Below are 26790 nucleotides of genomic sequence, written 5' to 3'. Positions count from 1 at the left end.
CCTACCGTTCTGTCCTGCGCCCCAGTTGCGGGGTCTTACCCTGGGTATCGGCCGTTATTGGCCGTTTTTGAGATTGATCGCAGAAAAACGCTGAGCCCAAAGGTGCGCCTGACGAAATTGATGAACAGTCGAGCGGTCGCTTTGGCTGGCGAGTGCTTCCATGGCGGTTTTACCCAGATCGGTGCCTTCATCCACGATCCAGACCCCCGGTTCTCGGTCGCGCAGGGCCATTTCACCGAAGCGAGTGGAGATGACGGGCAGGCCGAGGGCGCGGTACTCGTAGTATTTGATCGGGTCGACCGAGGCGGTCAGGCGGTTGAGCTTGAACGGGATCAGGCCCACCGAAAACGTTGCCATGGCTGCGATTGCACCGGCGTGGGAGCACTCGGGGAGCAGCTCGATGTTGGCGGGCAATACGCAAGGCGGTGGTGTGAAGAGGGGGCCGATCAGCCGGATCTGGTTTCCAGGATTGGCCTGCGCCAGCGCGATGACCAGCTCCCAATCGAACCAACGCCCCAGCGTGCCAACGTAGCCGAGTACCTGCTGTTTGACACCGAAGTCCAGGCTTTCGATCGGCGCCAGTGCATGCATGTCACAGGCATTGAGGGCCAGTTCTACCTGGTCGGTCATACCCAGGAGTCTGTCGCGAAGCGGGCTGGAGGACGCCAGTACTGTGCCCACCTGTCCAATGAGCTGCGCCTGGCGACGTTCCATGGACCTGCGTGACAGGCCCTGATAAAAGGCCGGGAAATCATCCATGGCATCGTAGACGGCACGGCTGCCAGGGATGAGGGCGAGCAGTTGCAGGGCCAGTTCGGAAGGTTTTCCGACACAGATCATGCAGGGCTCTTGCGCGGAAAATGCCACGGCCTCGTTGAGCAGGTTGCGCCACAGTCGCTTGAGCAGCAACGCCGCGCCCGGAATGGGCTCGATGGGTAAGCTCCGGGGTTTGCAGACCTGCAACCAGGGTGGAACGGCGACGCTTTGCTGATCGGCAACAGGCGGTTTGCGCTTGAAATCGTTCAGCGTGGGTAAACGCGTCGGGTACGGATCGATCCAGAGTACTGGCGCCCCGGTCTGCTGGTGATACCCGTTGACGAAGTGATGGGGGCGCTGGCTGAAGCTGGCCCAAGGCACCGGGGACAGGTAGATCATGCGCATGGCTGCAAATGCTGCCTGAGAACGTCGACGATGCGCGCGGCGGCCTTGCCGTCACCATAGGGGGAAACTCCACGCGCCATGCCCTGGTAAGCCTGTGGGTCATCGAGCAGGCGCTGTGCCTGTTCGACGATGGTGTCCCGGTTGGCGCCCACCAGCTTGACCACGCCGAGCTCGACGGCCTCCGGGCGTTCGGTTTCCTCCCGCAATACCAGCACGGGTTTGCCCAGGGCCGGGGCTTCTTCCTGCACGCCCCCGGAGTCACTGATGATCAGGTAAGAACGCTTCATTGCCGCGATAAACGGTGCGTAATCCAGCGGTGCGCAGAGGAGGATGTTCGGCGTCTGGCCGAGCAATCGGTGCGCGACATCCTTGACGTTCGGGTTGGGATGGACGGGGTAGAGGATCTGGATGCCTGGGTTGCGCTCGGCCAGGTCCTTGAGGGCCTGGCAGATATCCTGGAACGGTTCGCCGAAGTTTTCCCGCCGATGGGCGGTCACCAGCACCAGGCGTTTGCTGGCGTCCAGTGGGATAGCCAAGGCGGAGTCTTGTGCGGCTGTCATCAACAAGGCATCGATCACGGTATTGCCAGTCAGGGTGATATCCCTGGCGGCGACACCCTCGCGCAGCAAGTTGTCCACGGCCTGCTGGGTCGGCGCGAAATGCCAGCGAGCCAGTTTGCCGGCGATCACCCGGTTGGCTTCTTCGGGGAACGGATTGCCTAGGTCCCCGGTACGCAGGCCGGCTTCAACATGGCCAAAGGGAATCCGCAGGTGGAAACACGCCAGTGCGGCGCACATGACCGTGGTCGTGTCGCCTTGAGCCAGTACGACGTCCGGTTTCTCGGCTTGCAGTACCCCGTCGAGTTCAAGCAGCAAGCGTGAGGTCAGCGCCGTCAATGACTGGTTGGGGCGCATGATGTCCAGGTCCAGATCGGCGGTGATTGCGAAGCCCTCAAGCACCTGGTCCAGCAAGCCTCGGTGCTGGGCGGTGGCGAGCACCCGACAAACGATATTGTCTTGGGCCTGGAGCGCCTTGATCACAGGGGCCATTTTGATGGCCTCCGGACGCGTACCGACGATGCAGAGTACCTTGCGTGTCATGCCTTGTGATTCCCTATCGTTGTTACGAGTGAACGGGCTATTCGGTCCGCGTTGGCCATGAGAGTCAGCGTGTGGGATTTCTCGGTCAGGCTGGGCAGGCAGGCGCCGTCGACAATATGCACGCCGCCAAGGCCCGCGATTTCGCCGAGGCGATCGGTCTGCCCGATCCTGGGCGCCGAGTGCATGGGCAGGGTGCCCGCATAATGGATATCCGCCCCCGGCCTGCCGACCGTGAAGCTCATGGGCATCAATAGCGCGCCCATTTTCCAATAGATCCGCCGCAGCTTTGCCTCGGCGGTCTTCATGAGGCCGGGAAGCTCCGGATGCTCGTGGCCGTTGATGCTCAACGAACCGTCAGGGCGCAAGACCGCCGTGTTGTGAGACAAGTGCCCGGGCAGGAAGATATTCCCGACGACGCAGGCGCTGAGCAGGTTTTTCAGCAGTTCGATGCTGTAGCGTTTGCTCATGGGGATCCGGCTGACAAATTCGGTCATCGGCAAGCCTGTGGTGCTGAACGTCGAACCGAAAGCAGTGGTACTGGCCGTCAGCGCCAGGACGAACGATAGCTGGCCCAGGCCAAATGTCGACACCCTTGGGGTTCCGAGCATTTTTGGCAGCCACAGCAGGAAGGCGGCCGTCGGCGATGACAGCAGCGGGATCGGGGACGAATGGTTCAGGCCCTTGAGGGCGAGCCGGGTCGTGGCCAGGGTGCCCGTTGCCAGCAGCAGGCGCGTACCGCAGAAGCGCCGGGCGCAGCGATGATCGGTGATCGCCCATGCACCGTCCAGTTTCTGCAGATCCTCCACGAGAAAGTCCTGGACGTGCTGGAACCCAGGGTATTGCTTGAGTTTTTGCAGCTCTTGCGAGGCGCTGTACAAGGCCTGGTTCTGACAGCCCCACAAGCAGTTTCCAGACAGGTCGCAGGCCTTGCGCTCGTCCAGCGGCTGGCTCAAGACGGCGACCCTGGAGCGGCCAAGGCGAAACCCCAGTTCGGGAAACGCCGATCGGCGCCGGGTGTATTGATCGAGCAGGCGCTGGTGCAGTGTGTCCAATGGCAGGGGCGGTTGCGACCACTCATCGAGACCGAAGTAGCTTGAGAGATCATCGTCGATCCGGCCACTGATACCGATCCGGCGAGTTACCGTTTCATAGGACGCCTGCATCTCGGAGTAATCGATGGGCAGCCCGGCAAAGTCGCTGGCCCCGAGCGTTGCCACGCCGCAGCCCCAGGCATTGGACAGGCCTCCGGTGGCCAGTGAACCGATGCCGATAAAGTTGTCGGTCTCGATGCGATTGCGGGCGCTGAACCCTTCGAAAACATGGGCGTGGGTCGGCGTCTTCAGCTTGGGCGATACCGCGTCCAGTTGGCTCAAGGCGTGGAAGTTTTCGCCGATCGTCCATTTCCACTGATGCTCGTCGTTTGCCCTGGCGCTGAGAAATGGACGCGTCGGCGCTGTCACTGAGCCTGTATCGGCTTGGGCATCGACCATCAGGACTTTCAGGCCCGCCTTGACCAGCGGATAGGCTGCCGAAGTCCCGGCCGGACCGCTGCCGACAATGATCACATCAAATTCAGGCTTCACGGTGGGCTTCACTTCCATGCAACAGTTGGCGGGCAAAGGGGCGGCCTAACAGCGCCGCTATCTTCCACGCCAGCGCTTTGACCGAGGTGAGTCCCAGCGCAACCAGCGTGGCGACCAGGCTGCGCGGCTGTTGGGCGCCGAGAAACACTTGCGCGCCCTGGGGGCAGGCTTCGGCTATACCGAGTGCAACCTGCAGGCGCCAGGACAGTTCCTGGCCGCCGGGCTTGTGCAGGACACCGGGATTGTCCAGAAGCGCCAGGAGTATCGGCCAGCGCATCAGCAAGGGTGAATGAATGATGGGTCGGGTTTTACCCGCACGTTGCAATGCCCTGGCGTAACGACTGACCAGGCTTTTTTGCGGCGGGCGTTTGAGCAGGTAGTGCAGGAGGATTGCGGCTTCTTGCAGAAGACCGCGACGTTGCCCATGGCCGGAGCGATGCATGCCGTGGGCAAGGGGGCGCAACTGGATGCCGAGTTTTTGCAGGGACTGCGCGCTGTCCATGGGCGGCAGGTGGATGAGGGAAAAAATCCGCGCCAGGCCCCATTTCGCGCTCAAGGAGCGTCCGAGTGACAGGCGCAATAGCCTGAGCAATGCCACCGGCAGAGGGACTGGCAGGCGAGCGGCACGCACCCGGTGCGCGGCAATCGACATCAGGAAGCTGCCAAAGGCAATCGGCTGCACGGCGCCCAGATTGAGGATCTCGGCGTCAAGGTCATCCCGCTCGACGACCGCTAAGATCGAGGCTGCCAAGTCGTCGACATGAATAGGTTGCACGCCAGGCGCCGGCATCAGGATCGGAACGAACGGGCTGCGGCGCACCAACCCTGACAACAAGCCAAAGAGCCCGCGTTCGGGGCCACCATACACTTGGCCAGGACGGATCACGGTGCCCCCGGCGGCCAATACGTGCTGCTCGATACGCCACTTTGTCCGGCCATAAGCGCCAGGGGCCGTGGCCATGGCGGTTTGACTGGAGATGAAGATGAACCTGGCCGAGCCTTGTTGGGCGCAACGGATCAGTGCCTCGGCCGCCTTGACTTCGTCGTCCGTGTTGGTGGGGGATGTCGATGTGTCGGCCGCCAAGTGGATCAACACCTGGGTACCCGCCGGGCACTCGGGCGCCGGGCCCTGCAGGTCATAAGGGAGCCAGGTATAGGTGGCGGGACACGGCTGGCGCGTGGCGCAAATGACCTCGTGTCCGCTGGCCGCCGCGAGGGCTGACAAGCGTTGTCCGATGTAGCCTGTCGCGCCGGTAATCAGTAGCTTCATCGTCATGCGCCTTCGGCGCGGTCAGTGGGAGCAGGCGGGTGCGCAGCGCAATGGAACACGAACAGTTTGCTGATCCAGTAAGTCAGCACCACGCAGGCCACATCGCAGACAAATTTCAACAGGGCAGGGCTGTTGACGAAGTACAGCCCCACGCTGAACAGCGCCGAAGCGAGCGGAATATTGACGGCAAGCAACGAGAAATAGCGCATCGCTTGAACCTTGCTGCTGCCCCCGGTCGACTGGAACGTGAAGTGCCGATGCAAAAAGAACGCGAACACACCGGCGACGCCTTTACCGACGATGTTGGCCAGGACGGGTTGATCGTTGGACAAGGCCATCAATAGCAAGAAAGTCCCCATGTCCAGCGCATAGGCCACGAGTTGGATGATGCCGTACCTGATAAAGGTCAAGACGTCCTCCGGATGACCACGATGTGGTGCAGCGCCAATACCCGTCTCAACGGATACAACAGTTTTTCAACGACCTTTAGCACAGAGATCAGCGCGTCGGGCAGCAACTGGCGAAAGTTCAAGCCGCCGGAAATCAGGTAGCGCAGATAGTTGCCGCAGATTTCCTGGTGGACGATTTCCAGGCCCGGGTGCTTGCGCTCGAACGCCTGCCTGTCGCGAACGAAGACGATGTAGCTGAGGGCTTGATTGGCACCGTTCATGGGCCCGCTCGACGGTGTTTCCCAGGATGGGAAGTGCATGTCGAAGCCTTCGGACTTGAACAGGCGTTTATAGAGAAAAGCGGCAAAGGGGCCGTGGAAGGGTTCGATCAAAATGGCGCCGCCGCCGATCTTGAGGGTTCTTTCCAGCTCCGTGAAGAAGCGATCGGGATGAGGGAAGTGGTGAAAACAGTTCTGAGCGTAAAAGGCCCTGACCGAGTGATCGTCCAGGCTCATTGCCTCGGCATTGAGCGCCATGTCCAGTTGCTCGGTGGCGACAATGTCCGTGGCCAATACGTCAGGGTATGAGTGACGCATGGGGGCGATGCCTGCCCCCAACTCCACCTCAAGACCTTCGACCTTGAAATAGTGGTCCGCCAGGCGATGAAACGCGTGGTGGAACTCCACGAAGACTTCCCGAAGCATCCGCTTGCGCTCAAGCACTTTGCCGTGAAGTTCCAGGCGTTCGCTGCCATCGACATCCAATGCCTTGAGCGACGGGTCCGATAAAAAATCTCTCAGCGCTTTAATGAGTTTTCTTCCCGCAATGACGTTGCTTTAACACGCCTGGATTGCCGTGGCCGGCTGGGCACCGAGGCGATGTCGTAACCGAGGAACGCCATGATCAGCTGCAACCCCATGAGCATGGGCAGTGCGCTGAGCATCACCGTGCCGGCGGGAGTCGCGATGCCATTCTGCGCCGATTCATACCAGTGGTAACTGCCGAAGAAGACGCCGAACAAGAACATGACAATCCCGATCGGCAGCTCGATCGAGGCCAGGGACATGTCGCGAAGATAATAGTTGTAGAGCACGCGCTTGGTGAAATTGCGCAGGTGTTTGAACAGGAACTCGCCAACGATCTTCGAGATCTTGAGGTGGCTGACTTCGTTGCCGTATCGGGCTTCCATCGGAATATCCACCACGACGGCGCGCACGGTGTTCAGGCGGAACAGAATGTCGGTCTCGAAAAAGTAGCGTTGGCTGACCTTGTCCAGGGGTAAAAGCCTGGCGACGTCGCGGTGAATCGCCGTGTAGCCGTTGGTGGGGTCGAACAGATCCCAATAACCCGTCGACAGTTTGGCCATCAGCGACAACACGGCGTTGCCAAAAAGGCGCAGCCGCGGCATCGATTGGACCTCTTCCAGATCGAAAAACCGATTGCCCTTGGTGTAGTCGGCTTCTCCCGCCAGGATCGGCTCGATGAACAGCGGGATCAGGGTCGGGTCCATCTGGCCGTCCCCATCGACTTTGACGATGATACGCGCACCGTCGGCGAGGGCGGCTCGATAGCCGGTCATGACCGCACCGCCCACGCCTTGGTTGACCTCATGGGGCAGCACCTTGACCCGGGGGTCGTGACAGGAAGCCAGGACATGCCCGCCGGAACCGTCCGGGCAGGCATCGTCGATGACGTAGATGCGCCAGACCTCCGGCCCTATGGCCGCTATGACGGCGTCTATATGAGCGGTAACCCGATAGCTGGGGATGACGACGGCGACGCGTTGTTCGTCCGTGAAAAGCGCTGTTTTTGAGTTCATCGATATCGCCCGCTATTGCCTGAATGAAAGTGACTTGAACTCCAGGGGGATGTCGGTGTGCCCGGACGCATAAATGATCACGGACGTGGCATTCGCGGGGGCAACGACGCTCATCTCATGGGTCTCCCATTGCGTGGTGCAGTCAAACGTTTCGATGCTGGTGGTAATGAAGCTGCCTTGGTCGTCCATCCAATTGGCCTGGATTCTTCCGGCGGTGGCCGTCGTTGCGCAACGTGCGGACACGCTGTTGATGTACGTCAGCCCCGGCGTCACTTCGACCCGCTGTGTGGTCGGTGTCTTGACGTTGACGGTCAGGATCTTGCGCGACGCGTCATAGGTCGAGGGTGACGTCAGGCTCCAGCCCTCGAGGCTGGACAGCGCTGGGTTGAGCAGGTGTTCGTAGTGCGTGACATTGAGCTTGCGCAGGTCCAGGTCACCCAGTCTGGCATACGACGTGGACACCGTGAGCAGCCGATCGAGTGGCGCCTGGTGAAGGGACTTGAGGTCGATCACCAGCCAGCTCACCTGGCGCCGGCGCAAGCGTTGGGCAAGTTCTGATGGCGAGGTCGCCGCGTCGAATTCGTTTTTCCACTTCAGGTTGTACCACGACGCGTAGAGGGCATCGCCATGTAAACCCGCCATCAAGGGCGACGCAAAGACCGCCACGGGCTGATGTCCGGTATTCAAGGCGTTGACGGTGTCGACCATTTTTCGAATGGGCAGGCGCTCCGATAGATAGGCATCCCGACCGGCCTGGCTCAACAGCGCAGAGGGTTTGATGTCGCCATAGTAAGTTGCGGCCTGGATGAAACGGGTATTGGTCAGGACCAGCACGGCACCGGCGACGATGGCGAGGCTGCGCGGGAAGATCCTGGCGTCGGAAAAGGGCAGGGACAGGATCACTGAGAACAGCGCGAAGGAGGGGAACACATAACGCAGGTAGGCCGTTGAGTGGAACGTCATGAACATCGCGCCGGCACCGACCAGGAGGATGCACAGGGCTTTTTTGTTGCCGCTCACCAGCACGGCGACGGCGGCCGTGGGCAGCAACAGCCATTGAAAGCCTGCCGCGCCGACGCGCCCCTCGATGAACTGAGGCGACTTGAAGACCATTCGATAGAGGGTGTCCCAGGTCATCCCTGTACCGAAAGCGGCCGGCGGTTCGAAATTGATGTTCGGCCAGAGTGGCGAATGGAAAATGGCATTGAAAAACGGAAACACCGGGTTACCGGTCAAGTACCCGGCAGAGACGTAAGGGGTGGCACCGGCCAGTATCAGGGCGACACTGCCCAGCAGGAGCGTCTTGACGATCCCTTGGACGGCCCAGGCCTTGTAGTGCAGCAAGAGGATCACCAGCAGGACCGGCAGGACGCTCAGGGTCACGGCCTTGGTCGCCATGGCGAAGCCCAGCAGGAGGCCCGCCAGGAGCAATTGTGACAGGCGCTCCCTGGGCTCCGGCGTAGCGCTTGAGACCTTCAGGATCGCCAGCGTCCCGGCCATCATGAAGGCGGTCCACGCCGATTCGATGTGCAGGCTGCTGCTTTCAGCGAAGGCGAGAGGCGTTGACAGAAAGATCAGGCTGGCCCAGCGGGCGCTTGTGGCGGAGCCTCCGGCCCAGAGGGTCATGTTGCGGATTTGCCACGCCAGCAGCAGGGTGGATGCGCTGTTGCTCAGGCGCGCTGCCGTTTCGCCGCCCAGCATATAGACGATGCTATAGATCCAGTCGGCCAGCATGGGCATGACCGCCCACACATAGGTGCTGGCGTCGAACGACCATTGATGCCGCTGGGCCAGGTGTGACGGGACAAAGAGGTGCATGGCCAATGCGTCATGCCCGACCTCCGGCATGAAGGCGACCAACACATAGAGGCAGGCGAAGCTGCAGATCAGTACGTCGAACCCCGTCTGGAGGGGTGTTTGCGCTGAGCGGCCGGCCCGGATTTGCCGCAACAGTTCACGGCCTATCGAGGTGACGTGTCTGCGTCCCAATACAAGCGGCAACAACAGCAGCGCGCCATACAGCCAGGGGTAGTTGATCGGCAAGTAGGCCGCCAGGCCTGTCAGCGTGCCGAACGTACCGGCTCCCACCAGCAGGTGGACGCTCCAGTCGTCCAAGGTTTCTTGCCTGAGCATCCACCTGCCGAGCACGGTCGAAGACAGTGCGAACACCGCGACGACCATCACCGGCCAAATCTGTGCGCAGGCAATGGACAGGCACGCCAGCAAACCCAGGCAAAGAATGATCGGTGGCTTGCGCGTGAAGACGGTGAGGGCGGCCAGGGCTGCCATCGACAGCAATATAGTCCGGGTGCCGCTGTTCATGGACGCCAGTTCAAGCGTCGAAAAACCATACACGCCGACCACTGCACTCGCCAGTAAAACCAACAACACCACGGCGTACTTCAGGCTGAATCTGGGCAAAATATCGTCTCGGCTAAAGGGGCAATGCTGTTCACTGGATGCTTGTTCGATTCATTGTGGCGAGGGGATAAATCCCCTCGCCACAAATTCATCTGCTGCGCATGCAAAGGGGCTGCTTATACGTCTCGGTACGTGTGCGGGACCCAGGATCCCCACTTGCTTTCGTAGATCGCCCGGTTCTTTTCGAAAAGTGCCTGTTTTTTCCTTGCGCCCAAGGTGTTGAACGAGGCGGACAGGTGGTGGTGCACAAAAACGTCTTCGGCACACGCCGCGCGCATGCCACGACGCTGCACGCGACGGCAGTAATCGTCATCCTCGAAGAACCCCAGGCCATACTCTTCGCACAGGCCACCGATTTGCTCGTAGGTCGAGCGTGGGAACATCACGCAGAAAAATGCCAGGGTGTTGATTTCGAACCACTCGCCCATACGGGCGCGGGTCATCTGCGCGGCTTCGGCGGGCATGTCTTCGATCCGGCCATAGCGGGTGCTGACTTTGGCCTCGTTGCCGATGTTGTTGGTGATCGGGCCGATGATGCCGATTTCCTTGTGGTCCTGCAGATGGCGGATCAAGCCTTTGATCCAGCCGGCGGTGACGACCGTGTCGTTGTTCAGGATGACCAGATAGTCGCCACTGGCCGCTGCGAGGCCCTGGTTGTTGCCGGCGGCGAAGCCCTTGTTGTCCGGGTTGAGGATGACGATCCGGTCCGGATGTCCCTTGGCCCAGGCGGTGAGATAGGCCGGGGTCTGGTCGCTGGAGTGGTTGTCGACGACGATGATTTCAAGGTTCGGGTATTGGCTCTGGGTCAACAGGCTGTCGAGGCAGGCCTTGGTCAATTCGAGGTTGTTGTAGGTCAGCACCACGACGCTGACTTTGGGCTGGGGCAATGTGGCGATGGCATCGCGCAGGCTGGCGGCCCGGTGCTGCCAGGTCTGGCCTCGGGCGAACGATTGACGAGCCTCCAATGTGGCGCTGGCCTCCGGCAGTGCCCCCAGGACAGCGCGCAGGGTCGAGATGAACTCAGTCGGCTCTTCAACCGCCCAGACCAGTTTGCCGAACTGGCTCAACTCCGGCAGTTTCACCGACACCACCGGTTTTCCCGCGCTCAGGTATTCATAGACCTTGACCGGGTTGGTGGCGAGGGTCAACGGCATGACCTTGAACGGTAGCAGGCAAACGTCCATGGCGTGGAGGTAGTAAGGCAGGGCGGTATACGGGACTTCACCTTCCAGGATCACATTCGGGCAGGCCTTGAAGTGTTTTTTTGCCTGGACGATATCACTGCCGATCAACAGAACCAGGTGCTGCGGGAAGGATTGGGCGACCCGCTTGACCAGGTCCAGGTCGAACCATTCGGCAATGACGCCGTAGTAACCGATGATCTTTCTGTTGGCAGGGTCCCGGTAGACCCTGTCGGGACGTCGGCTGAAGAAACTGAACTCGCAGGCGTTACGGATCACCTCGACGTTGCGGTTTTCCCGCTTGCCGTGTTGTTCGATCCAGTCGGACGTCGCCACCAGCAGATCGGCCCTGCGCATCAGGGCGATTTCCAGGTCGAGCAGTTCCTGGGCAACGTTGCCGAAACCTTCGTGATGATCCATGCAGTCATAGACCAGGGTGGCGTTGGGGACACGCCTTGCCAGCGGAAACCAGTAGGCGTGCTGGACAATGCAATCCGCGGCATCGACGTTCGCCGCTTCCAGGAGCATGGCCAGGCCTTCGCACAACTGGCGGATCACGGCCGCTGACGGCGGGGCATGATAGATGGCCGGTGCACCGCGTACCTTGAAACGGATCTGGAACAGCCGGTGGGAGCCTTCCAAAGGTTCTGCCTGGAAGCCGGGGGCCTCGTCGTCGATGAAATTGTTCGAGATATAAAAAGTCGTTTGTCCGGCCCGGGCCAATTCCTTGGCCAGGTTTTGTGGGCGTTGGATGCGAAAGTGCCAGTCAATCACGCCGAACATCAGGATCATGGGCTGCCCGAGGCTGGACGGTACGGCAACGTTTACGGGCGGTGGCAGAGTTTGCAGCGCAAAACCAGCGTCTGGCGATGATTCGCCTGGTGTTGCCTTGCCGGGTTTCAGCCAATTTCGAAGCCGACGCGCCAGTTTGCTTTTCTGCTGTGCGGTGAGGGGCAACCAGGCGTAGACCCGGCGCGATAATTTATACAATTGCTTGCGTATCGAATAACGCAGCGGTGCACGTTCGATGGCGTTGCCCCAGTCGGAAAGCTTGAACAACTCGGCTTGCTTGGCCGCCAGTTGGGCACGCAAATCCACCGCCCAATCGGAAAACACGACAGCCTCTTTTTCCTTTGCCTGGATTAATGCCTCGGCGTCCTTGAGGCGCTGTTCGGCCAGCCGCAGTCGCTCACGCAGCCGCCCGGTCTTGCCTTCTTGAAGTGACAGGCGGGTGCGAAGGGCTTTTGAATCAAGGTTCAGTTGTTTGATAAGCCGATCTCGATTCTCGATTTCCTTGACCAGTTGCAAGGCTTCAATGGATCTGGATTGTGTTGAGCGAGTCAGTTTGTCAATGCAATCAACAAGATGGTTGATCTGGTCCATGCGGTTTTCTGGTCCTTTGGTCAATACGGCAACGCATACTCGGTCTTTCAGGATCGATGTTGGCTTCAATCAACAGACAGGCCCAGGCTCCAGCCGTGCATGAATCATCATAGCGGCTGCTGGACGGGGCGCCACGCAAACAAGCGTCATATGACGTCGGCAAAGCCTTTGCGTGTCCGCTGGAACCAGGCGAACCCTGAGCAGGCAATCAGCGCGGAGATCGCCGAATAAGCGGCCAGTTGCCCCCATTGTGGCGCCTTGCCCCAAAACAGGACATCGCGAACCATTTCCACCGGCAGCGTCAGGGGGTTTGCCTGCAGGGCGACCTGGTAGCTTTGGGGCAGGGTCGAGAGAGGATAGAAAATCGGTGAGAGAAACAGCATCGCCGTGATGATAATGCCGATGAACTGGCCTATATCGCGCAGGTAGACGCTTATCGAGGCAAGAAACCAGGAGATTCCCAGCGTCAGCAGCACCAATGGGAACAGCACCACCGGTAGCAGAAGAGCGGTTACCGGAGGGGTACCGAACAGGACGATATAGAACACCAACCAGGCCAGGACGCTGACCGCCATGTGGAACAGCGCTGCGCCGAGCGACACCAGGGGCAGGGTTTCCAGTGGAAACACGATCTTCTTGACGTAGTTGGTATTGGCCAGCACCAGGCCCGGCGCACGGTTCACGCATTCGGAAAACAGGTTGAAGACCAGCAGGCCTGCGAACAGCACCAAGGCGAATTCGCTCTTGGATTCACCGCCCCCAGACCAGCGGGCCTTGAAAACGACACTGAACACGAATGTGTAGACCACCAGCATGAAAACCGGCGTGAAGAACGACCATAGAATACCGAGCATCGAGCCTTTGTAGCGACCGATGACTTCCTTGCGGATCAACACGTAGATCAAGATTCGATTGATCAGGACACTCCTGAGCATGGCAACGGGGGACGTGCTGAACGACTGCATGGGGGCTTGATCCTTAGGACAATAGCGGATGCTCCTTGAGTCGCATCCTCATGGAGTAGGCCCAGTGTAGATTCATTCGAAGTTTTTTATCCCATCTGTGCTTAACTCATCCGCAGCACCCAGCGAAGGACTGATTCAGTAACGCCGCAATAATGGCCGTGATTCATGGAAGGGTTTTATCGATGTCGTTTGAAGTGGCCATCCGCGCCGAAAACCTGAGCAAGTGTTATCAGATTTACGATGCCCCCAAGGACCGCCTGTTGCAGATGCTGGTGCGCGGCAGGAAGCGTTTCTATCGCGAGTTCTGGGCCCTGGACGATGTTTCCCTGACCATCGCAAGGGGGGAGACCGTCGGTATCATCGGCCGTAATGGCAGTGGCAAATCCACCCTGTTGCAACTGATCTGCGGAACGTTGATGCCGACCCGGGGCAGTGTCCAGGGGCAGGGGCGGATTGCGGCGTTGCTCGAGCTGGGGTCTGGTTTCAATCCGGAGTTCACCGGCCGGGAAAACGTCTATGTGAATGCGGCGGTGCTGGGCTTGAGTCGCTCGGAAATCGACGCTCACTTCGATGACATCCTCGCCTTTGCCAATATCGGCGACTTTATCGACCAGCCCACCAAAATCTATTCCAGCGGGATGCTGGTACGGCTGGCCTTCGCCGTTTCGGTCTGTGTCGAGCCCGAGATCCTGATCGTCGATGAGGCCCTTTCCGTCGGCGATGCCTCGTTTCAATTCAAATGCCTGAATCGGCTGGAGGAACTGGCTGCCAAAGGCACGACCCTGCTGTTCGTCTCCCATGACATGAGCATGGTCAAGCGCTTTTGCCATCGGGTCATCTATCTGCGCGCGGGCCGGGTCGTTGCCAGCGGTTCGCCCGATGAAATGGCCGAGCTGCATTTGCTCGACATGCGTGACGAGCAACGCCGCTGGGCCAGTGGCGGGGTCATACCGGTGACGCGCAAGTCCTTCATGGGCGGGCAGGAGGGGATGGCCTTCGGGACCGAGGAGGGGCACATCAGCGCTGCCTTTTTCACCAACACCCAGCAACTTTCCTCCAGCTACCTGTATGGCGACGACATCGAGATTCGTGCCGAGGCGTTGCTGCATGAGTCGATCACTCAACCCAACATCAGCTTCACCATCCAGGAAGCCAGGCTGCTGGTGATCGGCGGGGGCAACTTCGCACTGCAAGCAGGCCCGGCCGAGAATGGCTGGCGGCGCGGGGCGATCACGGTGCGCTTCCCGGCCAACCTCGCCGAGGGGCGCTATCATGTCACGCTCAAGCTGTTGCACGGCGTGACGGAAGACACCTCGCAACTGATCGAGAAACAGGTGGCGCCCTTGGCGTTCGACATGTTGCCGAACCACAAGCATTTTCTGGGCATGGTTGACCTGGGGTTGCAGAGGATCGACCCTCGACCAGTCGAGTCGCTTGCCAAGGCCTGCGGGACTCAAGGAGAGAAGGTCTTGACGCACCACCTGGACGAGCGCACGTGGCAGGTCGCTATATTCGGAACCTTTGATGTAGAAAACTACGGTGATCTGCTGTTTCCGATCATTGCCGAGGCGGAATTGGTCCGGCGCTTGGGTTCAGTCAACCTGCATCGGTTTTCCTATCACGGAAAAAATCGACCTGAATGGCCCTATGCGGTGACGTCTTTGACGCAGTTGCCTCATGTAGCGGCCAGCCTGGATGGCGTTTTGATCGGCGGGGGCTTCCTGATCCGGTTCGATAAAGTCGTTGCCCACGGCTATGGTCCGACAACCGCCAATATCCATCACCCCACCGGTTACTGGTTGACCCCTGCGCTTATCGCGCAGCAGCACGGGGTTCCGGTCATATGGAATGCCCCCGGGATGCATTGCAACAGTATTCCCGACTGGGCCAGGCCGTTGTTGACGATGGCCCTTGAGCAAAGCCAGTACGTGCGCGTCCGTGATGCGCTGTCGCGCGATGCCCTCGGTGCGCTCACCCCGCAGGCCGAGATCGAAGTGCTGCCCGATACCGCGTTTGGCTTGCCCCGCCTGATCGATGAGCAGCAACCCTCGGCCGAGTTCGTTCGCCTGCGTGAGCAGGCCGGGTTGAATGGGCCCTACATCGTGATCCACGCCATTCATGTGGTGGAGTCTTTTGTAAAACTGTTCGAAGACCACGCCGAGGCGTTCCAGGGCTATCAGTTTTTGGTGGTGCCGATTGGCCCTGTCCTGGGGGACGATCCGTCGGTCATTGCCGGGCGCTTGCCTGGGGCCGTCACCTTGTCGTTCTGGCCGGAACCGTTGCTGATGGCGGAAATTCTCAGCCAGGCCCAAGCGGTGATCGGCCATAGTTACCACCTGGCAATCACCGCTTTGGCGTTTGGCGTCCCGGTGTTCTGCTCGGCGGACCTGACCACGGGCAAATACACGGCGTTGGCTGGGTTCGACACACTCCACGCATTGCCGGACGTGGCGACGGTCGATCCGCAATGGTTCCTCGCGCGGGTGGGCAAGACCCGCCCATCGCCCGCGGCGCTTGCGGCGGCAGATCGGTTGGTCGAGCATTGGGACCGGGTCGCGGCGATCATTCGCCAGGGCAAAACCTCGTCCCAGCCGGTGTTGGGCGCTTTTCTACAGCATCTGCCCAATCTGCTCGAAAGCGCAGCCCAGGGGCGCGACCCATTGCCGGCTGAATGTCCGGCAAGCCCCGTCGTGGCGGAGCCTGAGGTCGTCGAACCGACGTCGGAGCCGGCAGCACAGGCGCTCGCCCAGCAGCAACGGATTGCCCAACTCAGTCAGCAACTGGCCTTCAGTGACGCCAGGATGCTTGAGTTGCAGAACTCCAATTCATTCCGAATGACCGCACCACTGCGTTCCATCGCCCGTGGTATCAGAAACCTGACAGCGAACAAGAACAGACAATGCTAGATCTCTCTCGTCTCACGCCAGCGGCGCTAAAGTCTCATCCATTCTCATGGGCTGAAATCGGCAGTCTGTATTCGGCCGGGGATGCCGCCGCGTTGGCGGCAACCTTCCCCCATGATCACTTCAAGACGGTGAGTGGCTATGGTGGTGAAAAAAACTATGACTATGAGGCACGCGCCCTGGTAGGCATGGGCAGCCATACCATCGCTTTCCCCGAAGAACTGAGCGAGGCGTGGTTGAGGCTGGCGCAGGATCTTGGCTCGGCCGGCTATCGTGAGGCCATGTCGGAGCTGACCGGGATTGATCTGCGCAGCGTGCCGATGGAGGTCAACGTTTTTCATTACGGTCCTGGCGCGAGCCTGGGGGCCCATCCAGACCTGCCCGATAAACTGGTCACCCATATCCTGTATTTCAATGAGTCCTGGGACCGCAACGACGGCGGGTGCCTGAACATCTTGCACCGTAACGATCCCACTGCCGTGGCGGCCGAGATCGAGCCCCTGGTGGGCAACTCGGCGATCCTGGTGCGTTCGGATAACTCCTGGCATGCTGTCACGCCCGTGGTGAGCGGCTGTCATTCCTCCCGCCGCAGCCTGACGGCAACGTTCTACCGACCGGGGTCCCTCAGTTCCATGTGGCCACCGGGCGACAGCACTCCACTGCATGGATACCCACGTGCTTAAGCTCGACAGCACCTTGATCGACCGCGACGCCGCCTTGGCTCAAAGAGATGCGGCCATCAATGAGCGCGATATTGCCTTGGCAAAAGTCGACTTCCTGCAAAACACCCGTTCGTGGCGTTTCACCCGACCGCTGCGTTCGCTTTTCCGGTTGATGCGTTATGGGTTTGCCGCCGCCCAGGAGTTCCCCGACACAGCCGCTGCAATCGTCTACCCGACCGCGCCGGAGCCGTTGCCGAACGTTGAGGTGGACGCTGATTTCGCCACGAAGGGACGCCTGGATATTCTCTGCTTCGCCAACATCGATTGGGCCGCACGCTTCCAGCGACCGCAGCAGTTGATGAGTCAGTTTGCGAGCAATGGTTATCGGGTGTTCTATATCGTCCCCGCCCGTGTGCCGGAACAGGGACAGCGCTATGGATTGACATCGGTGGCGCCCAATGTCTTTGAAGTGGTCCTGCAGCGCGAGGCGCAAGAGGCGTATTACGAGAAAATAGTGACGCCTGAAAATCATCAGGCGTTGCTGCGTGCCCTGGCTGCATTGGTCGCCGACATGCAGATCAGAACCGCCCTCTCGGTGGTGCATATCGCTTACTGGAGCCCCGTGGCACTCAGCCTGCGAGCCATGCATGGCTGGCGTATTCTCTATGACTGCATGGATGACTGGGATGGTTTCCCGAACATCGGCGAACAGCTGCTGAGCGAGGAAAAGACCCTGGTTGCCCAGGCGGATCTGGTGACCGTTTCCGCCGCGTTGCTTTACCACAAGTGGTGCGCCCATAACCCACGCTGCGTGCTGGTGCGAAACGCGGTGGATTTCGCTTTTTTTCGGCAGCACTGCTTTACCAATGATGTGCTGAACGGGCTTGTCGGGCCTGTCATTGGTTACTACGGTGCCCTGGCGCAATGGCTCGATTTTCCTTTGCTGGCGGCGTTGGCGGACAGGCGGCCTGAGTGGAACTTCGTCCTGGTGGGAGATGTTTTTGTCGACGATCTGGCGGGCCTTGAGCGCAAGCCCAATGTCCAGTTGTTGGGCCGCAAGCCTTATTCGCAGATGCCGCTTTACCTGGATCATTTCGATGCCTGCCTGATTCCCTTCAGGCTCTACAACGTGACGCATGCGGTCGATCCGGTGAAGTTCTACGAGTACATCAGTGCAGGCAAACCGGTGATCTCCACGCCTTTGACGGAGATGAGCATTTATAAGGACCTGCTGTACTTCGCCACCGGGGTCGATGAGTTCATCGAGCAGATCGAGTGTGCCTTGGCCGAGCGCGACCTGGCCCTGTACAAGCGACGCGTGGAGCTCGCCCGAGCGAACGACTGGAAGGATCGGTTCAATAGCATGCAACTTGCTATCGTCGGGCTGTACGAGAAAGTCTCCATCGTGCTCGTGACCTACAACAACCTCAACCTGACGATTCAATGCGTAAACAGCATTCTGCGCAATACCACCTGGCCCAATTACCAGCTCATTGTCGTCGACAACGGCTCGGAGGATGGTACGGGCGATTATCTTGAGCGCCTGCGCCAAGAGCTGCCGACCGCGAAGGTCATCCTCAACCCCGACAACCGAGGCTTCGCTGCGGCCAATAACCAGGGCTTGCGAGAAGCCGACGGTGACATCCTGCTGTTGCTCAATAACGACACGGTAGTGCCTGGCGGCTGGCTGGATCCGCTGGTCAGGCATTTGAGAGAGCCGAGTATCGGCCTGGTCGGGCCGGTCACGAATGCGGTAGGCAACGAAGCGAAAATCGAAGTCTCCTACACCGACATTCAACAGATGCAAGATTTTGCAGACCGCTACACCGAAGCCCGCAAGGGACAGACGTTCGACATCTCGATGCTGGCGATGTTTTGTGTCGCCTTTCGCCGCAGCATCCTCGAAGAGGTGGGTTATCTGGATGAAGCCTTCGGTATCGGCATGTTCGAGGACGACGACTACAGTCGTCGCGTACAGGCGGCGGGCTACCGGACGGTCTGCGCCGAAGACGCGTTTATCCATCATTATGGGCAGGCGTCGTTCAGGAAGCTGATCGCCAGTGGTGAGTACCAGGCCCTCTGGGACAAAAACCAGGCGTACTTCGAAAGCAAATGGGGGGCGTGGCAGGCCCACGTTCATCGTCACGAGCCTGGCGGGGAAACGGGGGAGAAGGCTGGGTCGCAATAAGGCCGGCACCGACACATCCAGCATCATCGCAACCATGGCAAGGCTGTTTCAGCGTCCAGGCAAATCTTCATCCATCAGATGAAACGCCCGGGGAGCAAAACCAAGCCAGTCACTGGCGTGCGAATGGTCGAACACCAGGTCCTGGTTCATCCGCCCCACCAGGGCGCTTGAAAGATGTCGGTAACGTGGCAGGCAGCGCAAAATCGAAACGCCCGCGCTGAGTGCCTTGGCGGGAAGGGACAGCGTTCGCTCCGGGCGTCCCATGGCCTGGAAGATTCGCCGCACCATCGTGTGATACGGCAAGACTTCTCCTCCTGAGAGGTTGTAGCCGCCGCTGGGCAGGCCAGGTGTACTCATGGCGGCCAGACACGCCTGGATCACGTCATCCCCATGCACTGGCTGGCGCAAACCGGTACCGCCACCGATAAGCGGGAAAAACCCGAAGCGTTGAATGAAACGTGCTATTTCCGAGATGTTCTTGTCGCGGCCAAAGCCATAGATCAGCGTCGGTCGCAGGATCACCCATTCGATTTGCCGTTCGATCGCCCACTGCTCGAGTTGTTCTTCTGCACAGATCAAGCGTTGCGCCACGTCGCGCTCCCGAGCGTCAGGCGATGCGTGCTTGGCAAAGCGGCTCGTGGAGGAGAGCACGACAACGCGTTTGACGTGAGTACTGGCAAGGCGCTCCAGGTAGTCGGGCAGCACCCAGAGGGGGGCGAAGGACAGGAAGGTGTCCAGCGCCAGTCCGTGCCAGTCGTCCGCCTTTCGCCAGGTCACTCCGGGACCGGGCACCTTGGGCAGGCTTCGAGTGAAGGCGCTCGTCGGGTGGCCGGTTTGAGCCAGCAATGGCAGGACGCGCTCGCCCAAGAGGCTGGAGCCGCCCAATATTCCTATCCGCAATTGAACGCCCTTATCGTAGATTCCATGCATTCCTGAACCGGGTGGTGGCGTGGCGAAGGATCACCAGGCCGAATCGAAACCAGACCCCGATCACCACGCTGATCCACAGGACGGTAGGGTACTTGCGGCGAAAGAACTTGCGATAGAAACGCAGGAATCCCAAGTGTTTGTGCCATTCGACGAAATAGGGACGATGACGACTGCAACCACCGGATACATGCATCACCCGGGCATCAGGTACGAACAGTACGCGCCAGCCGGCCTGATGGAAGCGCATGCACCAGTCCAGGTCTTCGCAATGAAGGAAATAGTCTTCGTCCCATAAGCCGACACTCTCGATCGCTTCGCGCTTGACCAGCATGCACGCCCCGGAGATGGCCTCAACGACAACGGGGGTGCCGGGTAGCGGCTCCTTGTGCAATAAAAAATCGGATAACAGCGATGGGAAAAGTACTGAGAGCCGCGAAAGTCCGAAAGCCCGCATGAAGGCGCGCCTGGGCGTGGGGAATACCCGGCGCCCACCAGCTTGCTCGCTGCCGTCCGGGTTGCACAGGAACCCTCCGACCATGCCGATCTCCGGCGCGCTGCGCAGTGCCAGTAGCAAGTGGTCTATGGCATCGGCGGCCAGCGAGGTGTCCGGGTTCAAGAAAAACAAGTTGGGGGCCGCTGACAGGCGGGCACCTTGGTTGCACGCCACGGCGAAGCCGAGGTTGGCGGCATTGCGTACGATTTGAAGCGCGTCGCCGGCAGCGTGGGTTCGCTCCACCAGCATCAGGCTATCGTCGTGGGAGTCGTTATCCACCACGATCACTCGGGAAGCGCCGGCGGCAAATGCCGACCCTACACACGCCAGTAAAAGCTTGCCAGCGTTGTAATTGACGATGATCACATCACACTCGCCACGCAGAGATGATGTGGCCCATTCATCCATAGCGAGCAGTTCCACTGCTTCCAACTTCATCACTCCATTGCTCAAACCTGGATACGTATGGGATCGCAACTACTCAGGTCTGTATCAAAGATAGCAGGTCCGTGCCCTGCGACCAGTTCCGGTCAGCGCTTTCAGAACATTTGCCCCAAGGAAAACTGGAATACCTGCGTATCAGGTTATCCAGCGTTCGGACCGGAAAGGCGACGTTGGCGCTCAACGGGCCCAGCGGGCTATACCAGGTCACCCCGACCCCCACCGAGCTGGCCATCTGGCTGAGATCGACCCCATCGCATCCCTGGGTGGTGCTCAGGTAGCACTTGTCGGAATAGACGCTGCCAACGTCCCAGAACACCGAGGTACGCAGTGATTTGTTGTCTTTGATGAAGGGCAGCGGGAACAGGTACTCCACGCCGCCGGTGATGAGTATGTTGCCGCCCAGTGACTCGGTGTGCCGGTCGGAGTAGTCCCCGGTTTGATGCTGTCATGTTGCACCGTCACGCCGACATTCAACCAGGAGGCTTCATTGATCGGATAGCTGAGAGAGGTGCCGGCGCCATAGCTATTGATGGAATAGTATGAATTATCGTCATTGCCATATTCGTTGTAGTCGGTGGCGTTGTAGAACGCGCTGTAACCCAGGCTCACGGCGTCCGGTGTGAAGTAGGGGTCGAAGTGCTGGGAGTGCCTGTGAGAGGAGTCCCTGTGTGAGCCGAGCTTGCTCCCACAGGGGATGTCGTGAACCCGTATGAATTGGAAACAGACTCAAGCCGCCGTCGATTTTTCCCGGCTGTCAGTCGCGGTGTCGCGGAACAGCCGAGGCGACATGCCGAACGTCGATTTGAAATGCCGGCTGAAGTGGGAGCTGCTGCCATAGCCCCAGGCGTAGGCGATTTCAGTGAGTGAGCGGTGGGCATGTTCCCGGTTGCGCAGGTCCTCGGCACAACGTGACAGGCGCCGCTGCCAGATGTATTCGCTGACACTGCACCCCAGCTCATCCTGGAAGGCGCGGTGCAGGCTGCGGACCGAGCACTGTTCGGCGTTGGCGATGCGTTCAATGCTCAGGTCGCGGTCGGCCAGGTGGCGTTCGATGTACGCCTTGAGGCGGTTCTGCTTGAAGAAGCGGAAGTCGTGTTCGAGTTGCTTTTCTTCCTGTTTGTTCTTCAGCGCGTTATCCAGCAGCCCGGTGATGCTGTCACCGATCAGCCCGGCCGAATGGTTGTTCAGCAAGGGATATTGATTGTAGGCATCGCTGATCAGGTGCATGAGCATCCGCCCCAGTCCATTGCGACCATTAAGGTGCATGTCGGCGGTTTGCGCGAACTGCCCGGAAGCCCCTTGGAACAGCAGGATGAAATGTTCGCAGCCTTGCGTGCTGGTTACGTTGAACGGTTTGCCGCAGTCGACCAGGAGTATTTCGTCAGGGGCCAGCACGCTGCTTTGCTGGCCCTGCTCGAAATGACTGACGCCGGCCACCTGCATGATCAACATGCGCGGCGTATCGAGGGCGTCGACCGCTTTGCTCAGGTGGCGCGAATATCGATGGGCGCTGGCGGTCATTCGACAGAAACGCAACTGGCCCAGGTCCCCGTACTCCAGCCGGCCCTGGAAGTTGCTGTCATGCAATGGGTCGATGAACGTCGATTCCAGCCGTTTTATATAGTCCGGCGTACGCCCCAGGTGATCGCTCATGAACTCTTTCCATTTCATCAGGCGGTCGGAGCGAACAACCTGATCGGTGGACACGCAGGCTAAATGGTTCATTTTTCGCCTCTATTTATTATTGTTTTCTGACGGATCGGGCAAAGGGGTCGATTTGCCCGATCCGGGTCTGATCAAGGGGGCCACAGATTCAGAACGGGTAGCGATGGCCTCCCGGCTGCCAGGTCACCCAATGGGCACGGGTAAACTCATCCAGGGCATAGTGACCGTTGAAGCGCCCGAGGCCGGAATTCTTTTCACCACCGAACGGGGCATTGGGTTGGTCATCGACGGTGATGTCGTTGATATGGGTCATGCCCGCCACAATGCCACGGGCGAAGTTCAAGCCACGGGCCATGTCCCGGGTGAACACGGCGCTGGACAGGCCATACTCGCTGGCGTTCGCCAACGCCAATGCATGGGTTTCGTTTTCTGCGACCAGCAGCGGCATCAGGGGGCCGAACGTTTCATCGCGGGCCAGTTCCTGATCGGCTCCCACTTCACCGAACACATGGGCAGGCAGCACCAGCCCGGATGCCGGGCCGCCGCACAGTTGCTTGAGGCCGGCACTCCGGGCGCCGTCGAGCTTGCGCAACAGGCCATCGAGCTGGCTCTGATTGACCACTGGCCCGATCACCGTGTCTGCCTTGGTCGGATCACCCGTCTTGAGGTTGCGCACGCGTTCCACCACCAGCGACGCGAAATCGGCATACAGCGAGCGGTCGACAATCACTCGGTTGACGCTCATGCAGATCTGGCCCTGGTGCAGGAAACGCCCGACCACCGCAGCGTGCGCCGCAACGTCAATGTCGGCGTCATCCAGCACCACCAGCGGCGCATTGCCGCCCAGTTCCAGGGCCACGCGCTTGATGTGTTTGCCACTGGTGGCAATACGGCCGACATTGCGTCCCACATCCGTCGAACCGGTGAAGGAAATCAGGCTCGGCACCGGGTGTTCGACAAAAGCATCGCCGATTTCCGAGCCCGCGCCGACCACCACGTTGAGCGAGCCCTCGGGGAAGCCGGCCTCTTCGAACAGGTGGGCAATCAGCAGGCCGCCGGTCACAGCTGTGTCGCTGGCGGGCTTGAGCACGATCGTGTTGCCCAGGGCGAGTGCCGGCACCACCGAGCGCATGCTCAGGTACAGCGGGAAATTCCATGGGCTGATGACGCCCACCACACCCAAGGGCTCACGGAAGACAAAGCTCTGTTCTCCGGGCTTGTAGCTGGTCAGGATCCGACCTTCGACCTGCATCGGCATCGTCGTGCATTCGCGCACCAGGTTCAGCGTGAATTGCCATTCCATGCTCGCCTTGATCCGGGTGCTGCCGGATTCGTGGATCAGCCAGTCGATGATTTCTTCGCGGCGGCTCTGGATGACCTGGGCGAGCTTTTCAAGTTGTGCGCCGCGCTGGGTGGGGTGCAGTTGTGCCCACGGTGCCTGCGCCTTTTGTGCCGCCTGATAGGCGTCGTCGAGATCGGCAATCGAGGCCAGGGGCATCTCCAGCAGTTGTTCGCCGTTGAAGGGGTTGCGGTCGTCCAGGCGGCGTGCGGAGCGCCCTGCACGCCAGGTGCCGTTGATGTATTGGTCGCCGTTGATGGCGTAGGGCGCGAGCGGTTGAGTCGTCATGGTCTTTTACCTTTGGAGGCAGGTGATCGCCTCGTTTAGAAATTAGGGGTGCAAACGCCGTTGGGAAATTGCTCAGCTCCTGATCCAGGCGCGGCCCCAGGAATTGAGTGTGTATTCCTCTTGTGCCCAGACGCCGGGCTGGCGGCTGGCATCGGTGACTTCCAGTTCAGCCGAGAACTCCAGGCGGTTGCGATCGGCATCGACCACCATGAAAAACAGGTTGTTGCCCGGCCCATGTCGGCCGGGCCCGAAGAAAATGGTGATGCGTTCCTTGGCGAAGCGATCACCCCAGTCGCGGATGTCATTCCATTCGTTGGTTTCGTAACAGTGGTGGTCCCACTCGTTTTTCGAACCGCGGAAAAACGCCAAGGTGTGGTGCTCGTCGTCCGAGCGCAGGAAGCACGTCATCAGTTGGCCGGTCTGCTCATCCACGACGTTGTCCGAAACAGTGAAGCCCACTGTGTTGACGTAGAAATCGATCATGGCTTCCAGCTCCGTGGTCTGGAATACCACGTGTTGCAAGCGGCCGGGCATGCCTTGGCCCGAGCCCTGGAGAGCGGGGTGAGCGACGCCAAATATCGTTTGCCGGCCCTGGGGATCACGGATCAGGAAGGCCCCCATTTCGAGCAGTGGCGAGTCGAGCTCTTCGATGAAACAGCCGTTGCCGAGCAGGCGAATCCGCAGTGCTTGCAGGCGAGGCTGACTGCCCAGGTCGAACGCCGCCGCGAGCAGGCCACTGTGGTCGGCGGGAGACACGAGCATGGCGCGTTGCGGGCCGCTGAGCATCCAGCTGCCGTCGGCTTGCGCCTGGCTATCCATGTCCAGCATCCGTCGATAGAAATCGATTTGGCGTTGCGCGTCCTTGCTCGCCAGGTGCAGGTAGCACAGGCGTGCAGGTGTGGAAGTCTGGAGTGTTTGCATAACCACCTCTGTGCTTGAAGGTTTAATGAAAGACGGGCGCGATGCTCGGCTCGATTGCGCTGCTGTGGGCCGCGGCGATGCCGAACAGCGACTGCAACGATTCGGCGGCCGGGGTTTCGGTGGTCCTGTCGAAAATCGCGGCGACATAGCGATCCGGGCGCAGCAGCAGGAACGGGTGTGAATCGCCCAGCAGGGTTCTGAGCTGGCCTTCACGGTCCTGGAGCACCGTGCAGCCGGGGATCGACGGCATGGCCTGGACGGACGCGGGCAGGATCAGGATGCGCCTGGCTTCAAGGTGGCTCCAGAGGCCATGCTTGAGTTCATCGATACGCTGGCGGGTCGGGTCGCCGTATTGAATCAAGGCGAAGCCGGCGCCGATGGCGTCATCGAGCAGGCGTTCTTGGCCGTGGGCGTCGGTGAGCATCGGTTGCGGGAACATCTGTCCGCAGGACAACGTGCCTGCTTGGCCTTCGGTCAGCACCAGGCCCCGGGTGAAGCGGGGTTTGGGCTTGAAGCGCATCTGCAGGAAGTAGTCGCGCAACGGCGGCAACAGGCCGACCAAGGCGAATGCGCCACTGATCAGGCGAGCACGCAGGACGGTGGCCGGTGCCATGACCACGCCGAGGTTCAAGGCCAACTTGATCAATGCCCATGCATGATCACGACGCTCGCTTTCGTAGGACAGCAGTGCGCTTTCCGCCATTTTCCCCTTCAGCACGCCGACCAGCTTCCAGCCCAGGTTGTGGGCATCGCGAACGCCGCTGTTCATGCCTTGCCCGGCATAGGGCGGGGTCAAGTGAGCGGCGTCGCCGGCGAGAAACACCCGCTGCACCTGCCACCGCTCGGCGACCCGGGCATGGAAGGTGTAGACCGTCTTGCGCACGATGGAAACCGGCGCGTTACCCTTGAAGGGGCGCAGCAATGCTTGCAGGCAGGTTTCGTCGAGCATCTGTTCGTCCGTTTCTCCGGGCTTGAGCAGGAACTCGAATCGGCGCGTACGGTGAGGGCCGGGCACTTCCACCACCGGACGCCTGGCGTCGCAATACACACGGGTCTGCCAGAAGGGGTCGTCGTCCTGGTCGGTATCGACCACCAGCCAGCGCGAGGAGAAGCTCGAACCGACCATCTCGATCCCGAGCTGCTTGCGCACCGGGCTGCGGCCACCGTCGCAGGCCACCAGGTAAGCTGCGTGGACTTCCATCAGTTGCCCTTCGGCGTCACGCACCAGCGCGCATACGCCGTGTGGGTCCTGGGTGAATTCCACCAGCTCGTGGCTGAACCGAGCCGTCAGGCTGGCAAAACGTTCGAGACCTCGCCTGAGGGTGTTTTCAAACAGCGGTTGGCGAAACGCGTTGCGCTTGGGGAAGCCATACAGCTTGCCGGTCGGCTCGACCTTGCCGAAGCAGCGACCGCCGGGCCGGGTGAAGTAATGCACGCCGTAGCCGGGCACGACATCATGCAGCACAGCGGCATCGAGCCCGATGGCCTGCATGGTGCGCAAGGACTCGTCATCGATTGAAACCGCCCGCGGCTCGCTCACGGTGCCCGGCTTGCGATCGATGATCAGGGTGTCCACATCGGCTTGGCCGAGCAGGTTGGCCAGGGTCAGCCCGGTAGGGCCGGCACCGATGACCAGGACCTGAGTGTTGATGCGTTTGAGGGTTGTCATTGTTATTCCCTTCCGG

19 protein-coding genes and 2 pseudogenes are annotated in these 26790 nt (G+C 60.3%); 4 read left to right on the top strand and 17 right to left on the bottom strand.

Features of this window, described 5'->3' with window-relative positions:
• Positions 1–54 precede the first annotated feature (54 nt).
• The 10 genes from BT116_RS02485 to BT116_RS02440 all read right to left on the bottom strand — a co-directional run bounded on the left by BT116_RS02485 (position 55) and on the right by BT116_RS02440 (position 13272).
• Entirely contained in the window at positions 55–1161 is a 1107-nt protein-coding gene (locus BT116_RS02485; RefSeq protein ID WP_072339722.1) for a glycosyltransferase family protein, read from the bottom strand.
• Complete coding sequence (gene wecB, locus BT116_RS02480; protein ID WP_072339720.1) at positions 1152–2261, bottom strand: non-hydrolyzing UDP-N-acetylglucosamine 2-epimerase; 1110 nt, start codon at positions 2259–2261, stop codon at positions 1152–1154. Before wecB ends, BT116_RS02485 begins: the two co-directional genes overlap by 10 nt.
• Complete coding sequence (locus tag BT116_RS02475; RefSeq protein ID WP_083569095.1) at positions 2258–3844, bottom strand: FAD-dependent oxidoreductase; 1587 nt, start codon at positions 3842–3844, stop codon at positions 2258–2260. The genes wecB and BT116_RS02475 overlap by 4 nt, the downstream gene beginning before the upstream one ends.
• Positions 3834–5114 carry an NAD-dependent epimerase/dehydratase family protein gene (locus BT116_RS02470; RefSeq protein WP_072339716.1) on the bottom strand — a complete coding sequence of 427 codons (1281 nt, stop codon included), beginning with the start codon at positions 5112–5114 and terminating at the stop codon, positions 3834–3836. Before BT116_RS02470 ends, BT116_RS02475 begins: the two co-directional genes overlap by 11 nt.
• Positions 5115–5116: 2 nt before the next feature.
• Complete coding sequence (locus BT116_RS02465; protein WP_072339714.1) at positions 5117–5524, bottom strand: GtrA family protein; 408 nt, start codon at positions 5522–5524, stop codon at positions 5117–5119.
• Positions 5521–6207 (bottom strand): class I SAM-dependent methyltransferase, encoded by a 687-nt coding sequence (locus tag BT116_RS02460; RefSeq protein ID WP_256572519.1) that lies wholly within the window; start codon positions 6205–6207, stop codon positions 5521–5523. The genes BT116_RS02465 and BT116_RS02460 overlap by 4 nt, the downstream gene beginning before the upstream one ends.
• Positions 6208–6299: 92 nt before the next feature.
• Positions 6300–7322: a glycosyltransferase family 2 protein gene (locus tag BT116_RS02455; protein ID WP_072339710.1), complete on the bottom strand. Its 1023-nt coding sequence runs from the start codon at positions 7320–7322 to the stop codon at positions 6300–6302.
• 12 nt (positions 7323–7334) lie between these two features.
• Positions 7335–9743 (bottom strand): phospholipid carrier-dependent glycosyltransferase, encoded by a 2409-nt coding sequence (locus BT116_RS02450; protein WP_256572520.1) that lies wholly within the window; start codon positions 9741–9743, stop codon positions 7335–7337.
• A gap of 116 nt (positions 9744–9859) precedes the next feature.
• Entirely contained in the window at positions 9860–12307 is a 2448-nt protein-coding gene (locus BT116_RS02445) for a glycosyltransferase (RefSeq protein ID WP_072339706.1), read from the bottom strand.
• Positions 12308–12453: 146 nt separating this feature from the next.
• The gene (locus tag BT116_RS02440; protein WP_072339704.1) at positions 12454–13272 is read right to left on the bottom strand and encodes an ABC transporter permease; all 819 of its coding nucleotides are present in this window, start codon (positions 13270–13272) and stop codon (positions 12454–12456) included.
• A gap of 182 nt (positions 13273–13454) precedes the next feature.
• On the opposite strand from BT116_RS02440, the pseudogene BT116_RS31335 reads away from it, so the two are divergent.
• The 4 genes and pseudogenes from BT116_RS31335 to BT116_RS02425 form a co-directional block, all read left to right on the top strand.
• A pseudogene (locus BT116_RS31335) lies at positions 13455–14678 on the top strand (ABC transporter ATP-binding protein); the annotation flags it as partial.
• Positions 14658–16178, top strand: a complete 1521-nt coding sequence (locus tag BT116_RS31330) for a polysaccharide pyruvyl transferase family protein (RefSeq protein WP_256572524.1) — start codon at positions 14658–14660, stop codon at positions 16176–16178. The pseudogene BT116_RS31335 and the gene BT116_RS31330, both read left to right, overlap by 21 nt.
• Positions 16172–16858 carry a 2OG-Fe(II) oxygenase gene (locus tag BT116_RS02430; RefSeq protein WP_072339700.1) on the top strand — a complete coding sequence of 229 codons (687 nt, stop codon included), beginning with the start codon at positions 16172–16174 and terminating at the stop codon, positions 16856–16858. Before BT116_RS31330 ends, BT116_RS02430 begins: the two co-directional genes overlap by 7 nt.
• Complete coding sequence (locus BT116_RS02425) at positions 16851–19025, top strand: glycosyltransferase (RefSeq protein WP_083569093.1); 2175 nt, start codon at positions 16851–16853, stop codon at positions 19023–19025. The genes BT116_RS02430 and BT116_RS02425 overlap by 8 nt, the downstream gene beginning before the upstream one ends.
• 48 nt (positions 19026–19073) lie before the next feature.
• Here BT116_RS02425 and BT116_RS02420 read toward each other — a convergent pair whose 3' ends face one another.
• From BT116_RS02420 to BT116_RS02385, 7 genes and pseudogenes are all read right to left on the bottom strand, one after another.
• A complete protein-coding gene (locus BT116_RS02420) occupies positions 19074–19955 on the bottom strand; it encodes an NAD-dependent epimerase/dehydratase family protein (RefSeq protein WP_072339696.1) in 882 nt (293 codons plus the stop codon).
• Positions 19936–20880, bottom strand: coding sequence for a glycosyltransferase family 2 protein (locus BT116_RS02415; protein WP_083569101.1), 945 nt, complete (start codon positions 20878–20880; stop codon positions 19936–19938). Before BT116_RS02415 ends, BT116_RS02420 begins: the two co-directional genes overlap by 20 nt.
• A 107-nt stretch (positions 20881–20987) precedes the next feature.
• Positions 20988–21525 (bottom strand): annotated as a pseudogene (locus BT116_RS30050) (BamA/TamA family outer membrane protein); the annotation flags it as partial.
• Positions 21526–21618: 93 nt separating this feature from the next.
• Positions 21619–22617, bottom strand: coding sequence for a helix-turn-helix domain-containing protein (locus BT116_RS02400; RefSeq protein ID WP_072339691.1), 999 nt, complete (start codon positions 22615–22617; stop codon positions 21619–21621).
• A gap of 88 nt (positions 22618–22705) precedes the next feature.
• Positions 22706–24184 (bottom strand): aldehyde dehydrogenase family protein, encoded by a 1479-nt coding sequence (locus BT116_RS02395; RefSeq protein WP_072339689.1) that lies wholly within the window; start codon positions 24182–24184, stop codon positions 22706–22708.
• Between the two features lie 72 nt (positions 24185–24256).
• The gene (locus BT116_RS02390) at positions 24257–25105 is read right to left on the bottom strand and encodes a VOC family protein (protein ID WP_072339687.1); all 849 of its coding nucleotides are present in this window, start codon (positions 25103–25105) and stop codon (positions 24257–24259) included.
• A 22-nt stretch (positions 25106–25127) separates the two neighbouring features.
• Positions 25128–26774, bottom strand: coding sequence for a bifunctional 3-(3-hydroxy-phenyl)propionate/3-hydroxycinnamic acid hydroxylase (locus BT116_RS02385; protein WP_072339685.1), 1647 nt, complete (start codon positions 26772–26774; stop codon positions 25128–25130).
• Positions 26775–26790: the final 16 nt, after the last annotated feature.

The organism is Pseudomonas sp. NFACC16-2, assembly GCF_900119205.1.
In the GTDB taxonomy this organism is placed as follows: domain Bacteria; phylum Pseudomonadota; class Gammaproteobacteria; order Pseudomonadales; family Pseudomonadaceae; genus Aquipseudomonas; species Aquipseudomonas fluorescens_Q.
The sequence above is the reverse complement of the archived record's forward strand: the minus strand, read 5'-3'. Positions and strand labels throughout refer to the sequence as shown.